The sequence below is a fragment of the Exiguobacterium sp. s132 genome (genome assembly GCF_018617235.1).
Lineage (GTDB): Bacteria > Bacillota > Bacilli > Exiguobacteriales > Exiguobacteriaceae > Exiguobacterium > Exiguobacterium profundum.
The window spans coordinates 47,501-69,770 of the sequence record NZ_JACSJU010000002.1 but is presented as its reverse complement, the minus strand read 5'-3'; the positions used below and the strand labels follow the sequence as shown (position 1 = coordinate 69,770).

General features: G+C 48.5%; 20 protein-coding genes. 5 read left to right on the top strand and 15 right to left on the bottom strand.

The features are described from left to right. Positions 1-14: 14 nt before the first annotated feature. A complete protein-coding gene (locus tag KNO78_RS10975; RefSeq protein WP_214691397.1) occupies positions 15-1,514 on the bottom strand; it encodes a malate:quinone oxidoreductase in 1,500 nt (499 codons plus the stop codon). Between the two features lie 191 nt (positions 1,515-1,705). Here KNO78_RS10975 and KNO78_RS10970 point away from each other — a divergent pair, with 191 nt between their 5' ends. Both KNO78_RS10970 and KNO78_RS10965 read left to right on the top strand, forming a co-directional pair. After that, a complete protein-coding gene (locus KNO78_RS10970; RefSeq protein ID WP_047795748.1) occupies positions 1,706-2,167 on the top strand; it encodes a DUF2691 family protein in 462 nt (153 codons plus the stop codon). Positions 2,168-2,194: 27 nt separating this feature from the next. Next, positions 2,195-2,737, top strand: coding sequence for a histidine phosphatase family protein (locus KNO78_RS10965; RefSeq protein ID WP_214691398.1), 543 nt, complete (start codon positions 2,195-2,197; stop codon positions 2,735-2,737). 26 nt (positions 2,738-2,763) lie between these two features. Here the strand turns inward: KNO78_RS10965 and KNO78_RS10960 are convergent, their stop codons facing one another. The 4 genes from KNO78_RS10960 to KNO78_RS10945 all read right to left on the bottom strand — a co-directional run bounded on the left by KNO78_RS10960 (position 2,764) and on the right by KNO78_RS10945 (position 5,650). Then, on the bottom strand, positions 2,764-3,627 hold the full coding sequence (locus KNO78_RS10960; protein WP_159563225.1) for a DegV family protein: 864 nt from the start codon (positions 3,625-3,627) through the stop codon (positions 2,764-2,766). Positions 3,628-3,742: 115 nt separating this feature from the next. Continuing rightward, positions 3,743-4,225, bottom strand: a complete 483-nt coding sequence (locus tag KNO78_RS10955; protein WP_214691399.1) for a methylated-DNA--[protein]-cysteine S-methyltransferase — start codon at positions 4,223-4,225, stop codon at positions 3,743-3,745. Continuing rightward, positions 4,212-5,105, bottom strand: a complete 894-nt coding sequence (locus KNO78_RS10950) for a DNA-3-methyladenine glycosylase family protein (RefSeq protein ID WP_214691400.1) — start codon at positions 5,103-5,105, stop codon at positions 4,212-4,214. Before KNO78_RS10950 ends, KNO78_RS10955 begins: the two co-directional genes overlap by 14 nt. Continuing rightward, positions 5,102-5,650, bottom strand: a complete 549-nt coding sequence (locus KNO78_RS10945) for a bifunctional transcriptional activator/DNA repair enzyme AdaA (protein WP_214691401.1) — start codon at positions 5,648-5,650, stop codon at positions 5,102-5,104. The genes KNO78_RS10950 and KNO78_RS10945 overlap by 4 nt, the downstream gene beginning before the upstream one ends. Positions 5,651-5,823: 173 nt before the next feature. On the opposite strand from KNO78_RS10945, the gene mprF reads away from it, so the two are divergent. Beyond that, positions 5,824-8,316, top strand: coding sequence for a bifunctional lysylphosphatidylglycerol flippase/synthetase MprF (gene mprF / locus KNO78_RS10940; RefSeq protein WP_214691402.1), 2,493 nt, complete (start codon positions 5,824-5,826; stop codon positions 8,314-8,316). A 47-nt stretch (positions 8,317-8,363) separates the two neighbouring features. Here the strand turns inward: mprF and KNO78_RS10935 are convergent, their stop codons facing one another. The 5 genes from KNO78_RS10935 to KNO78_RS10915 form a co-directional block, all read right to left on the bottom strand. Continuing rightward, positions 8,364-10,754: a carbohydrate binding domain-containing protein gene (locus KNO78_RS10935; protein WP_214691403.1), complete on the bottom strand. Its 2,391-nt coding sequence runs from the start codon at positions 10,752-10,754 to the stop codon at positions 8,364-8,366. 162 nt (positions 10,755-10,916) lie between these two features. Further along, the gene (locus KNO78_RS10930; protein ID WP_214691404.1) at positions 10,917-11,486 is read right to left on the bottom strand and encodes a DUF1349 domain-containing protein; all 570 of its coding nucleotides are present in this window, start codon (positions 11,484-11,486) and stop codon (positions 10,917-10,919) included. Then, the gene (locus tag KNO78_RS10925) at positions 11,461-12,003 is read right to left on the bottom strand and encodes an NUDIX hydrolase (RefSeq protein WP_214691405.1); all 543 of its coding nucleotides are present in this window, start codon (positions 12,001-12,003) and stop codon (positions 11,461-11,463) included. The genes KNO78_RS10930 and KNO78_RS10925 overlap by 26 nt, the downstream gene beginning before the upstream one ends. A gap of 13 nt (positions 12,004-12,016) precedes the next feature. Then, positions 12,017-12,511: an LURP-one-related/scramblase family protein gene (locus KNO78_RS10920; protein ID WP_074035194.1), complete on the bottom strand. Its 495-nt coding sequence runs from the start codon at positions 12,509-12,511 to the stop codon at positions 12,017-12,019. Between the two features lie 61 nt (positions 12,512-12,572). After that, a complete protein-coding gene (locus KNO78_RS10915; protein WP_074035195.1) occupies positions 12,573-13,238 on the bottom strand; it encodes an HAD hydrolase-like protein in 666 nt (221 codons plus the stop codon). Between the two features lie 142 nt (positions 13,239-13,380). Between KNO78_RS10915 and KNO78_RS10910 the strand changes: the two genes are divergently transcribed. Next, positions 13,381-13,827, top strand: a complete 447-nt coding sequence (locus tag KNO78_RS10910; protein WP_214691406.1) for a hypothetical protein — start codon at positions 13,381-13,383, stop codon at positions 13,825-13,827. A gap of 88 nt (positions 13,828-13,915) precedes the next feature. On the opposite strand, the gene KNO78_RS10905 is transcribed toward KNO78_RS10910, so the two are convergent. The 4 genes from KNO78_RS10905 to KNO78_RS10890 form a co-directional block, all read right to left on the bottom strand. Then, positions 13,916-14,566, bottom strand: a complete 651-nt coding sequence (locus KNO78_RS10905) for a FusB/FusC family EF-G-binding protein (protein WP_214691407.1) — start codon at positions 14,564-14,566, stop codon at positions 13,916-13,918. A gap of 121 nt (positions 14,567-14,687) precedes the next feature. Further along, positions 14,688-14,954: a CD3324 family protein gene (locus tag KNO78_RS10900; protein WP_214691408.1), complete on the bottom strand. Its 267-nt coding sequence runs from the start codon at positions 14,952-14,954 to the stop codon at positions 14,688-14,690. A gap of 245 nt (positions 14,955-15,199) precedes the next feature. After that, the gene (locus tag KNO78_RS10895; RefSeq protein ID WP_214691409.1) at positions 15,200-17,974 is read right to left on the bottom strand and encodes a glycoside hydrolase family 3 protein; all 2,775 of its coding nucleotides are present in this window, start codon (positions 17,972-17,974) and stop codon (positions 15,200-15,202) included. Further along, complete coding sequence (locus KNO78_RS10890) at positions 17,971-19,047, bottom strand: alpha/beta hydrolase (RefSeq protein WP_074035204.1); 1,077 nt, start codon at positions 19,045-19,047, stop codon at positions 17,971-17,973. Before KNO78_RS10890 ends, KNO78_RS10895 begins: the two co-directional genes overlap by 4 nt. Positions 19,048-19,186: 139 nt before the next feature. Here KNO78_RS10890 and KNO78_RS10885 point away from each other — a divergent pair, with 139 nt between their 5' ends. Next, positions 19,187-20,632 (top strand): DEAD/DEAH box helicase, encoded by a 1,446-nt coding sequence (locus tag KNO78_RS10885; RefSeq protein ID WP_214691410.1) that lies wholly within the window; start codon positions 19,187-19,189, stop codon positions 20,630-20,632. A 240-nt stretch (positions 20,633-20,872) separates the two neighbouring features. On the opposite strand, the gene KNO78_RS10880 is transcribed toward KNO78_RS10885, so the two are convergent. After that, a complete protein-coding gene (locus KNO78_RS10880) occupies positions 20,873-22,066 on the bottom strand; it encodes a DUF4317 domain-containing protein (RefSeq protein ID WP_015880257.1) in 1,194 nt (397 codons plus the stop codon). Positions 22,067-22,270 lie beyond the last annotated feature (204 nt).

The following is a 22,270-nucleotide window of genomic DNA, read 5'->3' as shown; positions in this document are numbered from 1 at the left end:
TCGTCTTGAATCAATTAATTGTGGACCATGTCCTTTTCCTCTAAACCGAGCGTGACCGCCGTCGATTCGTGAATCGTCTTGAATAAATCCGGGTGTTCCGACAGGTTCAATCCATACGACGGTACCATTTCTTTGATTTTCGCTTCCCACTCCGGTAAGTGTTGCGGGAAGCACTGCTCGAGCACTTTCAACATGACGTGCACGGCCGTCGATGCGCCTGGAGAAGCACCGAGAAGCGCCGCGACCGACCCATCTTCGGCACTGACGACTTCCGTTCCGAATTGAAGCGTTCCTTTTCCTTGCGGTGTATCTTTGATGACCTGCACACGTTGCCCTGCCACGACGATCTCCCAATCTTCATTCTTGGCATTCGGGATGAATTCACGGAGTTCATCCATCCGTTTGTCGTGAGATAAGAGTACCTGCTCGATCAAGTATTTCGTAAGTGGCATCTCTTTCGCCCCTGCGGCAAGCATCGTGATGACGTTGTTCGGCTTGACCGAACGAATCAAATCCAAGTTCGATCCTGTTTTTAAGAATTTCGGTGTGAAGCCGGCGAACGGTCCAAACAGCAACTCTTTGCGTCCATCGATAAAGCGGGTGTCGAGGTGAGGGACCGACATCGGTGGTGCCCCGACTTTCGCCTTTCCGTAGACCTTCGCATGATGTTGCTCGATGACCTCACGATTTTTGCAAACGAGGAAGAGGCCGCTGACCGGGAATCCACCGATTTGTTTCGATTCCGGAATCCCTGTCTTTTGTAAGAGCGGCAAACTGCCACCACCGCCTCCGATAAAGAGAAACGGTGCCGTATGCGTCTCAATCGTATTCCGAGACATGTCTTTCACTTTCACTTCCCAATGACCGTTCTCGAGGCGCTTCACGTCCTCGACGCTATGACCGTAGTTGAGCTCGACCCCGTTCGATGTGAGATGGTCAAACAACATACGTGTCAATGCGCCAAAATTCACGTCTGTTCCTGAGTCGATTTTCGTCGCGGCAATCGGTTCATCCGATGTCCGTCCGTCCATGATGAGCGGGATCCATTCCTGTAATTGACTCGGATCGTCCGATAAGACCATCCCTTCAAACAACGGATTCGTTGTGAGCGCTTCCAAACGGCGTTTCAAGAAATCGACGTTCTTCTCCCCTTGGACCATGCTCATATGTGGGATTGAACGAATAAAGGCTCCTGGATTTTCAATCAGTCCTTGCTTGACGAGGTGCGCCCAAAACTGGCGCGAGATTTGGAACTGCTCGTTGACGTTGACCGCTTTGGAGATGTCAATCGTCCCGTCTGCGTTCTCTGTTGTATAGTTTAATTCGCAAAGTGCGGCATGTCCCGTACCTGCGTTATTCCATTCGTTTGAACTTTCTTCCCCTGCTGCATCGAGCTTTTCGAACACTTTGATGTTCCACTCCGGTACGAGCTCTTTAAAGAGTGAACCGAGCGTTGCGCTCATAATCCCTGCCCCAATCAAAATGACGTCTGTTCTCGTTTGCGTACTGCTCATGAAAACCCCATCCTTATCCCCTGAATTTTTTGTCATACGATTGAAGAATCCCCATTCCTCAATCGTATATTTTATAATCGTTATACCGATTATAACTCTTTTGTGATGAATGATAAGGGTTATGTATGATTTTTTGTGCTGAAACTTTTTATGAAAATGGGATGATCCCATCAAATGAAGGAGGTGTTCTTTTGAGGCGTGGTTTACGTTTTACAATTCCCAATCAATATGGGCAATTTCTAAAAGCAATCTTAAGTCCAATCCCTCTTGATTCATACCAATGGAACGTGGTTGATGAGGAATCGTACATTGTGAACGAAGGGCAACTGGATCGCCTGTTGTTTCCGGAATCGACCGTAATCGATGGTCATCAATTCGCTGAACTGCTCACGTATCATGAACACTATTTGATTTTCGTTGATATCAAGGCGTTCCAACCGAATATGTCCTCGGAAATCGCAACGTATGAAGACTTTTTACATAGTACGTGTGAATTCGCTCTATTGGTGACGGACAGTCAAGACGTCACAATCTACTGTAAAGACCAAGAGATGCTCAATTCCCTTTACGAAAATGCTTCTTGGCATGGATTTGAAGACGTCACATACATCACAAGTCATAATGACTCGAGGACACGCTTATCCTGCTGGTAACCATACATTTTGAAGAGGAGAATCCATATGCCCACACTCTATTTGATTCGCCACTGCTCAGCCGCGGGCCAAGAACCTGACGCACCGCTCACAGAAGACGGTTACGCCCAGTCTTTATGGCTTCGCGATTTCTTTTCTGAACTCACAATCGACCGGATCATCTCAAGCGATTATACCCGTGCAATCGCTTCGGTCACGCCACTCGCCGATGCTCATCACCTCTCGATTGAACGTGAACCGTTACTGAGAGAACGCATCCTATCTCACGAACCGCTCGAAGACTGGCTGACCCCATTACGTCAGTCGTTCAGCGACCCGACGTTCAAGTTGCCTGGTGCCGAATCGGCTGAGGAGGCGACGCAGCGCATCCTACAAGTCGTCGAGCACGCCAAAGCTCCGCATGCCTCAACACTCTTAGTGACACACGGCAATCTGCTCGCACTCTTATTGCAACATCTTGACCCGCAATATGACTTTGAGACATGGCATAAGATGCGTAACCCAGATGTCTATCGTCTCGATTATCATGACAGCACACCGGTCATCGAGCATATTTGGCCAAACAAATAAGCCGTCTCGCGATGAGACGGCTTTTCTTACTTCTCTACAAAAAACATCGAGATGGCACCGAGTCCGACATGCGTTCCGACCGAGACCCCCATCTGCATGAGGTAAATCTCACCGGCGAAATCGGTTTCGCTTTCGAGCTTCGCTTTTAAGTTCTCCGCGATTCGTTGATCGGATGTGTACCCGATGATTACGAAATTGGTGATGTCCGGATTGACGCGTTTCACGAACTCGTCCGTATAATGCTTCAGCACTTTACGGGTGCCTCGCTCTTTGGCAACAATGGCGCCTTTCCCGTTCTTCATACTCATGATGGGCTTTACCATGAGTAGTTTCCCGATGATGGCACTCGCGTTTGAAATCCGTCCGCTCTTGATCAAGTGGTCGAGGTCATCTACGGATAAGAAGTGCTTCACTTTCGTTTTGTACGTCTCATTGAAATCAACGAGCTCTTCGAACGTCGAACCGGCTTCACGCATCTGTGCGCTCTTCAGCAACAGCCAGCCGCTACCGTGACTCATCGAACGAGAGTCGACGACATGGATTTTGACAGGTGAGTCAGGATGCGCTTCTTCAAAGTACTCTTTTCCGATTACAGCTGACTGATACGAGCCGCTCGTGCCGCTCGACATACAGATGCATAAAATCTCTTCGTGACCCGAAGCGACCGCATCTTCCATCAATTTCAAGAACGTCGCCGGGCTCGGCATCGCCGTCGTCGGAAATTCCGGGAGCGCTTCCAACATTCCGTAAAAATCATCCGGCTGGATATCCACCCGGTCCTGGTAAGACATATTGTTCATCGTAATGATCAACGGTGCGACCCCGATGTTGTACTGTTCAAGCACTGCATCTGATAAGTCACACGTCGAATCTGCTAGTAATTTAATCATGTATTCCTCCAAAACTTTCTCCATGAGTGACGGGAATCATCCTATAACTTCGTCGATTCCGACGTCACGATAGGACCTCTTCTAGTGTAGCAGATTTGGAGGGTTAAATGTTTTTTTACTGGGGTTGATGTGCAACTTGTTTTTCATGTTGCAAGAGCCATTCTTTTCGCCAAAGTCCACCGGCATAGCCCGTCAATTTCCCATTTGATCCGATGACGCGATGACAAGGCACGACGATGCTCAGCTTGTTGCGTCCGTTCGTCGCTCCGACTGCGCGGACAGCAGCAGGTCGCTTCACACGTTCGGCGAGTTCACGGTAAGAAGCCGTCTCCGCATACGGGATGGTTTGTAACGCATCCCACACGTCATGCTGAAACGTTGTCCCGATTTGCTCAGTCGGAAACGTAAACGTCATACGCTCACCGCGAAAATAGGAGTCTAGTTCCTCCCGGCACTGTCGCAATACATTTGGAATATCTGATTCAGGTGATTGCGTCCCTTCACGTTCGACGAATAAGATCGATTGAACGACCTGCTCCGTCCCGATGATTTCCAGGATGCCAATCGGTGTCTCCACGTCTAATCTATACGTTTCCATATAATGACCTCCACAGATAAAATGTCGCGTATCCTTCCCAACCTTGCCACGATTCACCGTAACGTTTCACCTCTTCAATCGTGGGCTTCTTCGATGTCCCTAACTGATGCTGAATCGCTTGATGTAATCCGACATCCGCAATCGGAAAGGCTGATGCGTCCTGAAAACACTTCATCAACACATAGTCTGCCGTCCATTCTCCGACACCCCGGATTGCCAGTAACCGTTCACGGATATTAGCTGAAGAGAGTGATTGTAAAGCCGTTTTCGACAGGTCTCCATTTGTTATTTCCCGTGCAATATCAATGACATACTCAGCTTTCCTGCGACTGAACTGAAGCTCACGTAACTCTTCCGGTTCGAGCAAGGCGATTCGCTCCGCCCGCGGGAACATCCAGTACGTTCTTTCTTCGACGACTCGTTGGTCTCCATAGCGTTCAACGAAGCGCCGTTTAATCGTATAAGCAAACGACAAGGTGATTTTTTGTCCGATGATGGCCCAAACGAGTGCTTCGAACAAATCTGGGAAGCCAATCATCCGTAATCCGCGATGTGCTTCAATCAAAGGAGCCAGCAATTCATCTTTCGCCCCCATCGTTTCAAACGGCTTCAAATCGCGCTCAAGGTCTAACCAGTCTCGTACCTCACGTGCGACACGTTCCTTTTCTGTCTCTGATACTTCATCGACTGGGAACCGTACACGAATGTGATGCTCCGCTTCTTGAAGCTCGATCAGGATGAGCCTTTCCCCGATTCGCATCAGCTTTCGAACCGTGTCAGGCGTTGTCACATGGAGCACTTCTTGTTCTGACCGACTCAAGAAGACGAGACACTCTTGAAAATCAAACGGCTGCTGTACAGCAAGTAGCATCTCCGTCATATGTCCTCTCCTTTTCGAAATGTGTTCGGTGTACAGCCTTTTACTTGCCGGAACACGCGGTAAAAGTTCGATGGTGTTTGAAACCCGACCTCATAGCAGACCGTCAGATTACTCATATCGGTCGTTCGTAATAAATATGCCGCCTTGTCGATCCGAATCCGTTCTAGTAGCTGCCTCGGTGTCTCTCCTGTCGCTTGAGTGAATGTCCGCTCCAAATGAAAGGGGCTCAGTTGGGCATGTTCGGCAATCTGTTCGAGGCGAATGGGTTGTTTGTAATGGTTCAGGAGATATGTCGTCACTTGTTGAACGAGCGCACGGTGTGGGGCATGCTCGACTTCGGGCTGACATCGCTTGCACGGTCGGAAACCGTTCATCTCCGCTTCTTCTCTCGTTAAATAAAAATCAACGTTCTCTTTCTTCGGTTTGCGGGATCGGCACGAAGGTCGGCAATAAATTCCTGTCGTTTTCACGGCTGTATAGAATAATCCATCGTAAGTTGCATCGCAGGCGAGCACTTTCGCCCACTTTTCGTCAAACGTCAGCATCTCCACACCCCTTTCTCCTCTCACTGTAGCAAATCTAAAATCAACATTTCGTCCTCTTTCTTGCGCTTACAATCCCCTCTTTTTGAAACGTTTTACAGATTTCAATCGTATCCTATAGTACGATTTAGACAGAAGTTGCTGTCAGTCCTATGGCAGATAAGGAGAAGATTGCAATGCGTACTCGTTTTTCATGGAAACAATTAAAATGGCTCATTCCTATAGCGTTAATCGGTTTGATTTTGATTCAGAGCGGACAAGAGTTGAAAGACCTCTCGCTCGCGACCGCCTTCACGACATTGAAACAACTGACCGGTTGGGAACAGTTCACACTCATCCTGCTCGGTGGATTCGCAGTCTTGACGATGACGGGCTATGACTATTTCCTGCTACGCTCTTTACATATCGAGCTACCGAAACGAAAAATCGTTCAAACGGCATGGATCACGAACTCGATGAACGGGATGCTCGGCTTCGGCGGCGTGATTGGGATTGCCCTTCGTACCTCCCTCTACCGTCCCTATACAGATACGAAACGCTTGCTCCGTGCCATCGGTTGGATGACCCCGACACTCATCAGTGGTCTGTCCATTCTTTCCATCGGTGTGCTCCTCGGAATCTTTCCAGCTGGTGGGCTCGTCGGTACGAAACCATGGATTTGGCCGGTGTTACTCGCCGTGAGTGCGATGCTCCCGTTTTATTTATTCGTCACATCACGCCGATCAAACGTCGGATGGTCTACTCTGCTCGGGTATACGATGACTTCACTCGCAGAATGGGTCACCGCTGGAATCGTCGCCATTTATGCTTTGACGTTACTAGACGGTTCGGCTTCGTTCGTGCAACTCTTCGGGGTATTCATCGTCGCGACGGTCGTCGGTGTCGTCTCCCTCGTCCCTGGGGGTGCTGGAACGTTTGACTTACTGTATCTCGTTGGGATGACTCAACTTGGGATTCATCAAGACATCGTTTTGTCTTCACTAATCATCTATCGATTCGTTTATTTTGTCGTTCCCTTTTTAATTGGACTTTTTCTCGCAGCCATCGCATTCGGAGATCAGGTCGTCAAACAAATCGAGTATCGGCCAATCATCGGGTCTTCTTATGAGATTGGGACCGTCGTCTGGCGCATCGTTTCGCGGACGCTTGCGAGGATTGGACGCCTGACTGGAAGTCTCATCGCACTCATGAGCAGTCTGTTGATTTGGTTCCAGACGCTTCTCCCGAGCGTGACGCCACTCTATGAAGTGAATCGCTGGTTTGAATGGATTGGGACCCTTTTCTTATTGAGTGCCGGACTTCTCATGTTCTTATCCGTCTATGGCATGTATGTTCGGACAAAACGAACGCTCTGGTTACTCAACACTGCCTTCATCTTGGCGACCATCGGTGTCATCGCTCGTGGGTTAAACCTGTTTGAGACCTTCGTCGTCATCGGGTTTGCGATGTTCGTCTGGTTGACACGTAAACGACACGTCCGATACCGGTCGATTTTAACGACAGGACGTCTCATCCGAAGCTTGATTTACGTCCTGCTCTATGTCGGCACCCACGCCCTCTTATTGCAGTCATTCGCAGGTACAGACAACTTATTCTTCACATCGCATCAAGCCGGTTGGTTGACGACGTTCGTCTTATTGTTAACTTCAATCATAGCAAGTGTACTCCTGCTCTTGTTCGATCGTTGGAAACGTCCGGCGCTTGGAGAGGCCTATGATGAACATCGCATCCGACAGTTCCAAGCAACACAGCACACATCGAGCAGTTTTGATTTGGCCCATATGGCAGATAAGCGTTTTTACATGAACGAGGCAGGAGATGCGTGTCTGTTGTTTGCGACGACTCGGAACCATGCCATCGTCCTTGGTGATATCCAAGGAGAGAAACAGGCTGCGACTTCTCTTTTGACACGATTCATTGAAGATGCAGATCGGATCGGGTATATCCCTTTATTTTATCAAATCACACCGAATTGGATGCCCCGCCTCCATGATGCTGGATTCACGTTCTTCAAACTAGGGGAAGAGGCGACGATTGACGTCTCGACCTTCTCCTTATCCGGGAAGAAGCGTGCAAATATGCGCTCTCTCTACAATCAGTTTGAGAAGAAAGGAATCACGTTCGACATCGTCTGTGAACCAAGCCTCTTGCTGTTACAAGAGTTAAAAGACATCTCAGACGAATGGATTGGGAATCGAAATGAGAAAGGCTTCTCTCTCGGATTCTTCGACTATGAAACGTTGACACGTTATCCGATTGCCTTGTTGCGAGATGCGGACGGTGTCGTCGTGGCTTTCATTTCGCTACTCCGGGGAGACGGGGCCATCTCCATCGATTTGATGCGTTCGAAAAATGATGCGCCGACCGGATCGATTGAAGTATTGATCCTTCACATCATCGAATGGGCTCGCGCAGAAGGCTATGACCATGTCGGACTCGGCGTGGCACCACTTGCCGCGGTCGGAGAGCAGACGTTCTCCCATTGGCCGGAGCGCGTCGCCGCCGACATTTTTGAAAACATCAGTTACATCTATCCGTTCAGTGGCTTACGACAGTTCAAACAGAAGTTCAAACCGTCGTGGGAAGGACGCTATCTCGCGTTTCGTCAACGCCGGAAGTTACTACCCTCGATTTTACGGACAGCGCGATTGATTAGTCGGAAACGCTAAAAAACAGGAATTTCTCATCGTGAGAAATTCCTGTTTTACGTATCATCTTATTTCAACGTCACACTCACATTGTCAATTGTGATGTCATGAGCCCCGAGTGGCGACCCTTCTGTGCGTCCCATCAAGAACTTCAATCCTGTGACATCTGTCACCGGCATCGTCACTTCAAACGTGTACGTGTTCGTTTCTGGTGTGACCGCTACGACTTCGCTCAAATAGCGATAGTACCCGACATTCTCTAACGTCACTTCGAATGAACGAGCGACAGTAGAGGATGCATCGAATTGGACGACGTAGGTTTGATCTTGTTGTAACTCAAGACCCCCTTGTTCCATGAGGACACTCCACGCTTCGTTCCCTTCTTGCGTAATCGAGATATGTGCCGCCTCGTTCACCGCTTCGACAGCAGCCTGTGCGTCAAAGTGTACATAAGAGCCCCAGTTGGTGAGACCTTCTGTGAATGCACCGTTTTTAAGTGGAGACGGGTCGATATAAACCGGTGTGACATCGCGCAACTCGACGTCATCGATTTCAATCGCACCTTTTTCAGAACCGAGAATGAACTGGAGTTGACTCATGAGGTCCGTTCCGGCTTCCATCGTGAACGGAATTTCATACGTATCGAATGCTTCAGATAGCGCGATACGCTCTAGCGGAAGGTAGGCATCCTCATTCGCTCCGTTCAATCCTACTAGCAGACCGTCTACACGCTCTGCACGTGCTTTGAAGCGAAGAACATATTCATGTCCCTCTTGTAGCTGAATGCCTTGTTGCACCAATGTGGCGGGTGCTCCTTTTTTCTTGTTCGTTTCAAAACGGAAGAGACGCTCTACTGGGTCGACTGTTCCTGTCCCTTTCGTGACACCTGGGTCGAACGTCCAATACGTCATACGATCCATCGCACCTTGGTCGAACGTGCCGTTATATACGTGATTTCCGTCGCCAAGCATCGGTTTCGTTGCATTCGGATCGAATGTCTCACGAGGCGTCTGCTCGACACGGACGTTCCCAATTTGGACACCCGACGTGCTGAGTCCGACGTTGAACTCGAGACGTGCCGCAAGATCCGTTTCTTCTGTCATATCGAATGTCATCGAGTACGTTTGAACGTCTGTCGTCAAATCGAATGACCCTTCATCAGAATATTTTGCATAGCCTCGGTCCGGACCCCCACCGACTTTAACGGCAATCGAACGCGCGGCATCCGCCTTAGCGTCAAACGTCACTTTATAGTGGCCACCTTGTCCGAGCGATACGTTTTGAATCAATTGATGCGAGTATGGTTGGCTTCCTGCTTGATCAATCGAAATGTCAGCAAAACGTGACCCTGCCAAGTCGATCACATCGATGGAACCGACGCCACCAAAGTCAGGAAGCGCCACGTAGTTCCAATACGTCGGGTTGAGCGCCTGCGCACCGTTCGTTACCGTCGTAATCGGTTCAGTGTAGTCTTCGTCATAGACGAGGTTCCCGTCTTCTAAAGGTTGTTTCGCACCTTCCGGTAACACGACTTCCTCATCCGAGTACGTCGGCTCGACAGCATCGCGATACTTCCCGTTCTTCAAGTCAAAGACGCGGACGTAATCGACTTCCATCTCTGCCGGGAACGGTGTCGTCTCGTCAACATCCCCATCGAACCATCCACCGACCGCCAAGTTCATAATCAAGTAAAAATCTTGGTCGAATGGTGCAGGGTAGCTATATTTCGATGCTTTGTTCGCTTCTTTCGCATACCAGTCGTTTTGTGTTTGATAGAGCTGACCGTCTACATACCAACGAATCTCACCTGGTTCCCACTCGATTGCATATGTATGCCACTTGTCGATGCCGTCACCTTCTGCGAAGTGATAATCTTTCCCCGTATATTTGTTGTTCGGCCACGTTTCTCCGTAGTGAATCGTGCCAGCGACTTTATCTGGCTGACTGCCCCACGATTCCATGATGTCGATTTCACCTGATGCGGCCCAACCACCGTAGCGGTCTTCTTCTGGCAGCATCCAAAACGCCGGCCACAGTCCTTTACCGGTTGGAAGTTTGGCTCGCATTTCATAACGACCATATGTCTTACTGAACGTCCCCTTCGTCGTCAACTTCGCCGATGTGTAATCATAGGTACCGAATTGATCCGATGCTTGTTCTTTCTTTGCACGGATGACGAGCTTCCCGTCTTTCACGAAAGCGTTTTCGTTTTTGTCCGTGTAAAATTGCTTCTCATTGTTTCCCCAACCGGCAGCGACTGGATTTCCGTCTTTGTCGACAATCCAGTTCCCCGTTTCAAAATTCCATTTCGAGTGATCGATTTCAGACTTGCTAAACTCATCTGACCAGACAAGTTTCCACTTAGCGTCATCGGCTTTTGAACTCTTTTCAGCCGGCACCTCTTGTGGCAAGGATAGGGCAAGGCCTGTCCCGAGTGCGAGTGCAACCCATTTCTTCATCGTGCGTCCTCCTTTAGGATAAATGATTATCATATGTCAGCCCGTACTTTTGAAAGCGATTTCCGAAAGCGCTTTCGATAAATCCATTATAGATTTTTCTTTGCTAAAACTTCAACCACTTTTCGGAAGTGAAATCAAACTGACACATAAAAAAGCACCGACTCACGTCGATGCTTCCCGTAGTTCCCAATTCGAAAATGTTACGTCAAAACCTGTCGCATTCACATCCGGACTACAGGCATATGGACCGATGCGTAATGTCGATACGTCATGGAGATGGGCAATGCGAAGCTGTTCACGCATACCGTCACCATATTCAAAGAAAATCTCCACATCTCCATCTGTATACACGATTTCAAACGTCAACGGATTGCGAACCATGTCATTTGAAAAATCACGTGTCGACCAATCTGAATAGCCAAACGAGGTGACGACTGCGCCAAGATGGGACGGTCCATCCGGAATGTACTCGACAGACGTCTTGATCCAATGGTCATCGTTCACATATAAGACGATTCCGGCCTGATCATATGTATGGCTCGGTTCCATCTGGATTGTCGCCCGACATGTAAATCGTTTGGCTTTGACGTCTGTCAATAACGCATGTGCCGTCATCCGATTGAATCCGTAATGTGTGTTTCGCCAAAAGTCCGTATCTGGCAAAGTGCGGAAAGTGAGCGGTTCAAATCCGTTCACGCTTTTTGGTTCATTTATCCACTTGTACGTATGCATGATGATTTATCCCTCCCCATTGTCCTCGCATGGCAAACAGTAACGGTATCATCGGCGTATGATACGGTATGAATTCATGCTGTTGAATCATCTGTAGAATCGTCGCCTCATCCGCCCACTTCACGGCCTGCACTTCAGATTCTTGAAGCGTCAGCTCGTTCAAATCCACTTCTATTTCGACCAAATAAATATCGTCAAACCCTTCGTCAAAATTGACTGTCAGGTGCGGTCGTGTCTGAGATAGATCAAGCTTGAGCCCAATCTCCTCTTCGAGTTCCCGCATCGCGGCTTGCTGGCTTGTATCTCCTACCGTGGCACTTCCACCGACTGTGATATCCCACATGTTTGCCCAACCATCCTTGAACGGTTGGCGCTGTTGAATCAACATCTCACCCTTCTCGTTAAAGATACATACGTGGATGACAAGATGGTATTCCCCTTTCGGCAATCGACTTCCGCGTTGCCACGTGCGACCGGTCTTTTCTCGGTCGACCGTATAGACGTCCCAAAATTCCATTAGATACTCCCCTTTATGTTGCTGCGCTAGATGCCGCTGCTTGATCTGCTTTCGCGCAATCGATTGCTACGACGATAGAGATAAGAAGGTGCTCCATCTCCGGTTCTTCGACACGAATCTCGTAACTATCGCCCCATGAGAACCATTTCTTTTGTACACTTCCGATCGAATGTCCGTTCTTCGTCACATCAAAATCCATGTCCCACCAATCTCCTTGGACATCGATCCCGGCTGCATCGATTGAATATTTCGGTTTGAAAAACGAGAACTCTTTCGAGATGGTCATCATATCTGTGCCGTCCACTTCCACAAAAAATTTCGGTAAAAAACTGAACGTCTTTTTCGTGATTGTCGTGACCGTCTGATCGTTCGTATCTTTGATTTCGAATGATTTTGGAAACTTCATAAAGCTACCTTCGATGAAATATTTGTCATGTCCGTCCGCATCCTTGATGGTGAAACGTCCGCGTAAGCTTAACACTTTTTGTTTCATGTAGAGCGTGTGCATGATGATCCCTCCGATTTGTTGTAGTCCTTTACTTACGAGTCCAATCCAGAAATCGATTCACTTATAGCGAAGCCGTCTCCTTTGAAACGATATCGAGAACTTCTGCCAAGTGATTCACAACGTAATTCGCTTCTTGTAACTCTACTTCTTGTGCGAAGTCAAAACGACAGCCGATTGAAATGAGTCCGTTCGCTCGTGCAGCCGAGATATCCGATAATCGGTCACCTACCACGAAGCCCTCCTGCAGTTCATACTTCTTCACGATTTCAGCCACCAAATCGCCCTTATCCAACGTGTCGATTTGTTGAATGCTATAAGTTTCTGTGATCCAACGATCTAATTCATAGTGCGTGACGATGGCTTGTAAATAGTCCACCAAACCATTGCTTGCGACGAAGATGGAATGCCCCATTTGATACAATTGTTCAAACAGTTCGAGTACCCCTGCATATAATGCTCCATTCCCGTTTTCAATGTTTTTGATGAGTCGTGTTAAGAAATAGGTATCGACCTCTTCTCTAGTTTGCTCATCGTATTGTGGGAGCAATGTGTTCCAAACAACTGGCAACGGTACCCCCATGATGTTCCGATATTGATCAATCGGTGTCGGACCTTTCCATTTTTCTTCACTTCGTAAATGATCAAACGTTTCATCTAGCGCCCGTTCCAAAATCAAATCTGTCCGAAACAATGTTCCGTCCATGTCAAAAATCACTGCGTGTTTCATCCGCTTCCCCCTCGTTAATCGAATCATGGTTGTCTGTCTATCATACGACAACTTCTGTCAATTCAACTCATCGTTTCGTACTTCGTATAGCTCGAGTAAGATGGTCTTAGTAGTAATCTTTCAAAAACGGATGAGGTGAGCAATGATGTGTCATCAAATTTCCATCGAGATTAATCTTGATTCGTTAACATACTCTGGTCAAATTATTGGCGAAATCAACTTTGTCATTGATACATACGATTATTTCCCGGGAGTAGGATGGTCTGATTTCGTTGCTGTCCTTTTAAAATGGTGGAGTGACAGCTGTCGAGCACTTTTGTTCGCTCCAGTGACATCCGTTCATTCGTTTCCATTTATGGATGGTCCCCTTTCTATATCCGCCAAAAAGATATCTTTGTCTGAACTCGAATTATCATTTATTAAAGATGGTCAAATGAAGACGGAAATCGGTATCGTTTTAATTAAAGAACTGAAGGTTACTCTTATTAAAGCAACACGACAGTTTATTAATGCAGTAAATCGATTGGGCTGGGAAAATGAAGACGTGGATGTACTCAGACATACAATCAAATCACTAGAAGCATTTTAAAGAATGAACAGACTGCTCGTGAATAAAATTGAAAACCATGCCGCTTGATTTGTTTTGTTGGTTTAACATAAAAAGCCTGACTCTCTCGTCAGGCCTGTAACGCTGTATGAACAAAAGTATGCAACGCCTCTTGGCTCGTGATGTGTTCGTTGCACGTCTTACTGTCGACACATATATATGTGCCGATGGCTTTGTAATAGTCCGGATTTTTCGCTTGTTTCGCTTTGGTGATCGTAACGCAGTACGTCACATCCGTGAACTGATTACAAAAGGCACATATGTTTTTCTTCGTATTCGTGCTCGGTTTACATGCGATGCCAATCAATTGACCTTCGTATTGGCAAATCATCAACTTTTGATTGGAACGTCCATCGTTCCAACTCAGATAAGTGAGTCGTCCAAAATCAACATCGGATAACTCCGGTAAGCGAAGCTTCTTTTGTTTCGGGAACAATTCCTTCAGCTGCTCGGCAGAAATAACGGGAAACGGTTGAACCCATTCTCGTAATTGTTGCATGTATTCGTCGAACGCTTCGTTCGTCTGTAGCGCCGCGAACTGTAACAGCTTCAGTTGTTCAGTCGTCGCTTCAGGAAATGCATAGATCACTTTCGATTGTGCCAAGTCGATGACTGCTCGCAAGACAGAAGGCGGCAGACTTTGCGTTCGACTCTCTTTGACGAGCGTCACTTGTTCTTTGATGAGATTATACTGTTCGTTTTGAATAAATGGATCTGACATTTTGTCGCCCCCTTGCTTAATTCTCAGTTTACAGGAAACAATGCTTCCTTACTGAGTACACTTTGATTAAGAAATATAGTCGACCTAAAAAGGCACGACTAGCGAACTAGTCGTACCTCCTTCATTTCGAACGGTATACAATCTTTCGAATCGTGTGCGTCGCCAAATGATAGGACTTGGCCAGATTTTCGATTCGCTCTCCATTTCGAAACGCTGCGCGTATGGCTTCGTTTCGTTCCTCAAGTAATTGTTTCCCACCGTTGACCGTCCCCCATTTCCGTTTCGTGTCGGTCGGGGTCGGCACATATAGCGTCTCACCTTGTACGTATTGTTGCACCTCTTGCAACAATCGTTCTGGCAGGATGTGTTGCGCATTGACGTACTTCATCATACCTCGCTCCTTATTGAATGAATCCAATCCGATAAGGGAGCAAAGCCAAACGGGTTACGTTAAATCAAGCGATCAAGGTATTCGTTTCGCCCCATGCAAGTGATCGCCTTTCGTCCAAATGGCTTTGCATGAGTGCGTGAAGACCTAGAAAATCGAAGCCGATTTTCCACGGGTATGCGCCTCCTTTGCGATGTATCGTTCTTTCGATTATACCGGATTCAATGAATCGGCAAAAGGGCGGCTCAACCGTTCTTCATACTGAATTCATCTGCGAGCGTGAAGGACACGTCCTTCACTTCTAGACCGCTCAGTGCGAAATAGAGTTGGAGATAATTATGTTGGTTCAAGAAAAAGACCTGTTTCGTCTGCGTCACCCATTCCCCGTCCGTCCCATTAAACGTGAACGTCGCACCCGGGATATTGTTCGCAAACAACGTCACCGGCATCTGTGCCAACTCTCCGGCGTTCGAACGAGCCGTCAACGTGATATCATACGTCCCCGTTTGGTCGACCGAGATGGCGAAGACATGTGTGTTCCCTGTCGAAGTATCGATTCCTGACAAATCCACATGTTCCCCGTTCTCGAGATGTTGATAGTCCAACTCAAATGCATCCTGTTGATTCATCTCATCCTCAAAGCCGAGCACCTCGACTGAACCGTCATGAATCCCGAGAAGACGCTCCATCGCCGGTGATTTCAAGATGAACGTACAAATATTACGCGCGCTCCGCAACAACTCGCCCCGTGTGACACTCCCTTCTTCGAGTGATGCCATCGTGTTATCCTCGAACGAGTTGAGGTCCGGACGGTCGACGACCATGTACAAGTCGTTTTGTGAGCGAACCATCGCTGCCGTATTTTGACGATTGGCCGACTCATCCTCACGGAAGTTCACTTTTGCCCACCAGTCTGTCATGACGATGCCTTCAAAGCCCCACTCATCACGTAAGATACGCGTATTTTGATCGTATAGACCAGCCGTCCAGATCCCGTTGACCGCGCCGTATGTCGTCATGATGGACGATGCGCGTCCTTCTTTCACCGCCATCTCGAACCCTTTCAAATAAATCTCGCGTAACGCCCGCTCCGAGACGACCGAGTCGATATCGTGACGATGCGCTTCTTGGTTATTGGCGCTGAAGTGTTTGAGCGTTCCCGTCACCCCGACACGATGCATGCCGTTCAATTGAGCGACCGCCATCTTCCCAGTCAAATGCGGATCTTCCGAGAAATACTCGAAGTTTCGACCATTCAATGGGTTACGGTGAATGTTCATTCCTGGTCCGAGCAACGTGTCGACGCGGTTTTTTCGCATCTCAAGCCCAGTCATCTCAAACAAGTCTTCGACGAGATCGACGTTAAACGTGGAAGCCAAAAGCGTCCCGTTCGGAAGCGCGAACGCTTTCGTCCCGATATCCATGCGAATGCCTGATGGACCATCGGCACAACATGCCGCTGGAATCCCAAGCTCGTTCAACCGGTCGGATACGCCACCAAACGCCGCTGCCGTCCCCGGTGTGACGCGTGGAGAATTCATCCCTTGTCCGCGGACAATAGCAGCCAAATCTTCATCCGTCAATTGATCCAAGAATGTGTCGAGTGAAGCCTTTCCATGATACACATCACTCAATTTGATGTCTTGGTCATCTGTGAAAGGTCGCTTCTCAGGACGTTCTTCCAAATAGCGCGTCTCCACGTCAACGGCGCGAAGCGGCGTCGACTCGTAGCCTACTTCAAATCCTTTTTCGCCCTGAATCGGTTTCATCCGTTCGAATGGGAGGACGGGCGCCATATTTTCACTTAACGTCTCGAGGACACGTTGCTCCTGTTGCTCGACTTCGAGAGCGAGTGTAGCCGAACGCACATCCGTTCCGACGTACAACCGATACGTTCCTGCCTCTAAAACGAAGCTCGATTCATAACCCGTCACGCCAGAGTCGTCATAGCTCGCAAAGTCAGTCATGTGGACGTTGAAAGAAAGGATTTGGCGCTCGCCCGGTTCAAGAAGCAAGGTTTTCTCGAACGCCACCAATGACCGGAACGGATTCCCGAGCTTCCCTTGCGGTTTCTCGACGTAGAGTTGGACGACTTCTTTCCCATCGCACTCACCCGCGTTCGTCACTTCCACCTCGACCGTCAGGACACCATCAGTTTCTGCGGTATGCTTTACCTCCGTTTTGAACGTCGTGTAAGACAGTCCGAATCCGAATGGATATAAGACATCCTCCTTCGCGAACGTTTCGAAGTAGCGATAACCGACATAGATGTCTTCTTGATAAATGCCTTTATCTGCATGACCAAAGTTCTTCGTCGACGGATAATCTTCAATCGATTGAGCAATCGTATCCGTCAGTTTCCCGGAAGGACTCACATCTCCGACGAGCACGTCGACGAGTCCTTTTCCACCTTCCATCCCACCTTGCCATGCATAGAGGATGGCACTCGGCTCCTTCGCCCACTTCATGTCGATGATGTTCCCAACGTTCAACACGACGACCGTCTTGTCGAAGCGTTTCGTGACGCGCTCGATCATCGTATGTTCGATATCCGTCAATAAGTAACTACCCGGATCGGCCGTGTTGTCACGGTCTTCTCCTGCCGTACGTCCAATCATGATGAGGGCGACATCTGATTCTTGTGTCGCCTGTTCGACGAGTTCGTCCGTTACGTCCATCTCCTGTTGCGACCACGGTTCACCGGCCCAACCGACACCTTGGTCGAACGGATTCTCCTTCACCCATTCCTCATACGTCGCATAGAGCGATTCATTGATATGAATATCTGGACGCTCGCGCAATGCCTCGAGCGGCGTCGTGACATGTCCGACGTTCACCATCCCGCCTGAGCCCGTACCGCTCTTGTAGTAATGGAACTGGCTACGACCAAATACGGCGAGCTTCGTCCCTGACTGTAATGGGAGGGTCTTCTGTTCATTTTTGACTAACACGACACCTTCCGCGACCGCTTGACGTGCCAATTCCTCATAACGAGTCCAATCCAATGTATACTGTTTCATTTCGTCAGCTCCTTAAGTCCTTTTGCGATTACATTCATACAATCGTCTGCCTGTGGATAGTCTCCCAACTTGTCCATGAAGGCATGGTCCATCCCCCGATATTGAATGAGGCGTGTCGGGACACCCGCTCGTGCCAGTTTCCGCGCATACGCCTCCCCTTCGAGTCGTAAGTAATCGTACTCCGCCGTCACAATCAAAGTCGGTGGTAGGCCTGAGACATCGTCTGCGAATAATGGTGAGACGAGCGGATGCGTGACATCCACCTCCCCTTGAAGATAGAGGTCATTTAAGAGCGAATCCGAGTCGGCGAGGGCGAGCACGACACCTCGAATTAGGTCGTGATGATGCGAGATATCATAAGCATCGAGCGCCCATTTAAAATCATCTGTCGGAATCGAACCCAGATTGACGACGGGATAGACGAGCGCTTGATAACAAATGCGTCCTTCCCCTCGTTCTTGCTCCATCAGACAGCAAGCGGTCGCCAAGTTGCCTCCGGCACTATCCCCTGCGACAGCAATTTGATCACGAAGGACGTTCAACTCCGTCGCGTTGGCATATACCCATTCAAAAGCGCGGTAACAGTCATTCAATCCGGCCGGGAACGGATGCTCCGGGGCGAGACGATAATCGACGGAGAGGACAACCGCGTTCGCTCGTTCCGCGAGCAACTTACAAGGATTCTCAACCGTCTCGAGCGTGCCTCCGAAGAAGCCGCCACCATGGAAGAAGAGAATGGCTGGGATGGCTTCAGTATGATGCGGACGATACAGACGAACCGGGATGTCACCGTCCTCACTAGGAATCATGAGATACTCGGTTTTGATATCAGTCGTCGTCTGATCCCGGTTCGGCCACCCCATGCTGGCGCGTGCCGCCTCCAGGTCAAATGTTGTATCCGGTTCATTGTGCGAAGAATGATTTGCGGTCAACGTCGCAAAGACGCGTGGATCAAGGTCACCGGTACGGTCTGAACCTGGAATGAGTTTGATGATGGTTTCGAGGTGGTTTGTTCTCGTAAGTTGCTGATGCTGATTCAAATAATCCATGAGATTTTCATAACTGTGTTTCAATATGTAGACCCCTTTCACCAGTACTTATTTTTATATGAAATTGGCTTTCCTAATGCCTTTCGGTCTATAATGGACTGTATTGCAAATAGACATTGAAATTTTCTGAAGCAGAAGTTTTCACGAAAGAATGAGGTTACCCATGAACAAACAGCAATTTACTGATTATCGCCTGAGCGACGAGATCACGCGCGCGCTAGGCATTATGAAATACGAATCACCGACTGAGGTACAACAGCAGGTCATCCCGCGTGCGCTCGAGCGCGAAGACTTAATCGTCAAAGCACAGACGGGAAGCGGAAAGACAGCTGCTTTCGGGATTCCGGTCATCGAGCTCATCGACTGGGCCGAAAATAAACCCCAAGTGCTCGTCTTGACACCGACACGCGAACTCGCTGTCCAAGTACGGGAAGACATGACGAACATCGGACGTTTCAAGCGAATCAAAGCGACTGCCGTCTACGGGAAAGAACCGTTTTCGAAACAACGTGAAGAGTTGAAACAAAAGACACATATCGTCGTCGGTACGCCAGGTCGCGTCATGGACCATATCGAGCGTGAGACCCTCTCACTCGACCGCGTCGAATACTTGATCATCGATGAAGCGGACGAGATGCTCAATCGCGGCTTCCTCGCTGACGTCGAGAAGATTCTTCAACAGTTGCCGAAAGACCGCGTCACAATGGTCTTCTCAGCGACATTCCCACAAGATATCGAACGTCTCTGCCAGAAGCATATGAATGCTCCGGCACGTGTCGCAATCGAATCGACCGGCATGACCGCTTCGACAATCGAGCACCGTCTCCTCCCGGTTCACCGGAATGAGAAACTGGCTGTCCTTCAAGACATCACGGTCGTCGAGAACCCGGATAGCTGTATGATTTTCTGTCGTACGAAAGAGAACGTCGATACGGTGTACGCCGAGCTCGACAAAGCCGGTTACTCAGCTGAACGCCTTCACGGCGGACTCGAACAAGAGGACCGTTTCGCCGTCATGAACGGATTCAAGATGGGTAACTTCCGCTACCTCGTGGCGACAGACGTCGCAGCACGTGGAATCGATGTCGATAACGTCGAGCTCGTCATCAACTATGACGTTCCTGTCGAAAAGGAAAGTTACGTGCACCGGACGGGTCGTACCGGACGTGCCGGCAAACAAGGAACAGCCATCACGCTCATGACCCGTCAGGAAGAACGTCTCATCGGAGCTATCGAATCATACGTTCAATTCGAGATTCCGATGATCGATGCACCGACAGAAGCGGAAGTCGCGGCTAACCAAGATGCCTTTGAGCAGAAGTTAAGTGGCCGACGTGTCGTTCGAAACAACAAGACGGCTCGTATTAACCAGGACATCATGAAGCTTCACTTCAGTGGCGGGAAGAAGAAAAAACTTCGCGCCGTCGACTTCGTCGGAACAATCGCCAAAATCCCTGGCGTATCCGCTGACGACATCGGAATCATCACAATCAATGATCAGATGACATACGTCGATATTTTGAACGGAAAAGGTTCAATTGTCCTTCAAGCGATGGAGACGACGCCGGTCAAAGGGAAGAAATTAAAAGTAAGCAAAGCGCGTAAATAATACAACTCTAGCCTCAAAGATGATATTCGTCTTTGAGGTTTTTTGTTGTTTCATAAATTCCGAAAGCGCTTTCGATAAACACTAAAAAAATATAGCTTTTAGAAAACGTTTTCACCTGCATCATACCTGTATCAAAGTTTGAATTCAACCTTCCTCACTTGATTGTCAAAAAAGAGCCCAAGGTTTACATCTTGGACTCTTAGCTTGAACGTTCACTTATGAACACTGCAACATGCTCGATTAGTCTAGCGACTCTTCCGAGATGAGCTTGAACCCTTCAATCTCCGTCTCCTCTTCCACTTCAATCAACAAGCACGGTTTTCCTTTATAGTTCACTTGCTTCACGTATTTCAAGTCTTGTGGACTGACGGAAATATTGGCCACTTTCGTATTGATTTTAATCGACTTTGACGTATACTTCGGAACGACACTCGTCGCTTTCATCTCATATTTCGTATCGTCGACGACTTGCTTGAACGCCTGCTCGACTTTCTCCGTCGTCACATCTTCCACACCACTCGCCCGTAAGACGACCTCGACGGCACGGGAGTCGAGCATCGCTACTCTCTCTTCTTCCTGTTCGTTCTCTTCTTCGGCGACAATGATTTGATTGATTTCATCATAAACGGTCGCGAGAGTCCGGGAATTGACTTCTTCGCCGATGACCGCTTTGACCACTTCTTCGAAGACCGCCTTCTCTTCCACTGCCGTGACAATCTCCGAACCGTTCAACACGTTCTCAATGAACGTCATATCCGGTTGATGCGCTTTGTGTGCCGAATAGAGGACATGGTTCACATCGGCCGCGTTATCCGTGAAGCACGGGAACAAGAATCCGCCGATTGGCGCCTCGAGTTTGATGATTGGATTCACAATCAAGCTGGCTTTGAATTCCCGCTCGACGAAGTCAAAGACGAGTGATTTTTTCGGAAGCTCTGTCGGGCTGATACTGCCGAGGATGAACTTCGTCGTATACACCTCATCGTTCGCGTGAATCTCAGACTCTTCCGAGTACCGGTTCGTCGGCTTATTGTAATTCCCCCGGATGAACGTCACGACCATATCCTTCTCAAACGGCGTGTCTTTCACCATCTTCAACGCGATGCGTTGCATATAGTCCGTCCAGACGTCGGTCTCTTCCGTACGAAGTCCTTCATACAGCAACCCTTGCGTATGGTCGACTTGACCTTCCTCGGGATATTGGAACTTCACTTCGAACAGTTTTTCATCAAGTTTTCCACCGAGCACTTTTTTGAAGTTCGTCAAAAACAGCTCCTGCTGCTCTTCTTCTAAGAACGGGAATGGGCGCAACTCTTCGTAATAAATCTCATTCGTTTCCTGTCGGATGTAAATCGTATATAAGTCAGCAATCTTTAGCTTTGTCGCATTTACTTTAAACTGTCGGCGAATCGCCGCAATCTCTTTCTTGTTCATTCCATCCACCTCTTCTTTTCTCTCCATCCATGTCATCCATTATACCAGTCCTGATCGCTCACTAGTTCCAAAGAAATAACACCATGTCCCTTGCTGATACTGGAGAAGGATTTGTGACAGTCTTTCTAATCATTTTGCAGATTTTCACACTTTTTCAAAATCGTCCTGTGTATGATCAAGTTGAATTTATCGCGTGATGTTTGT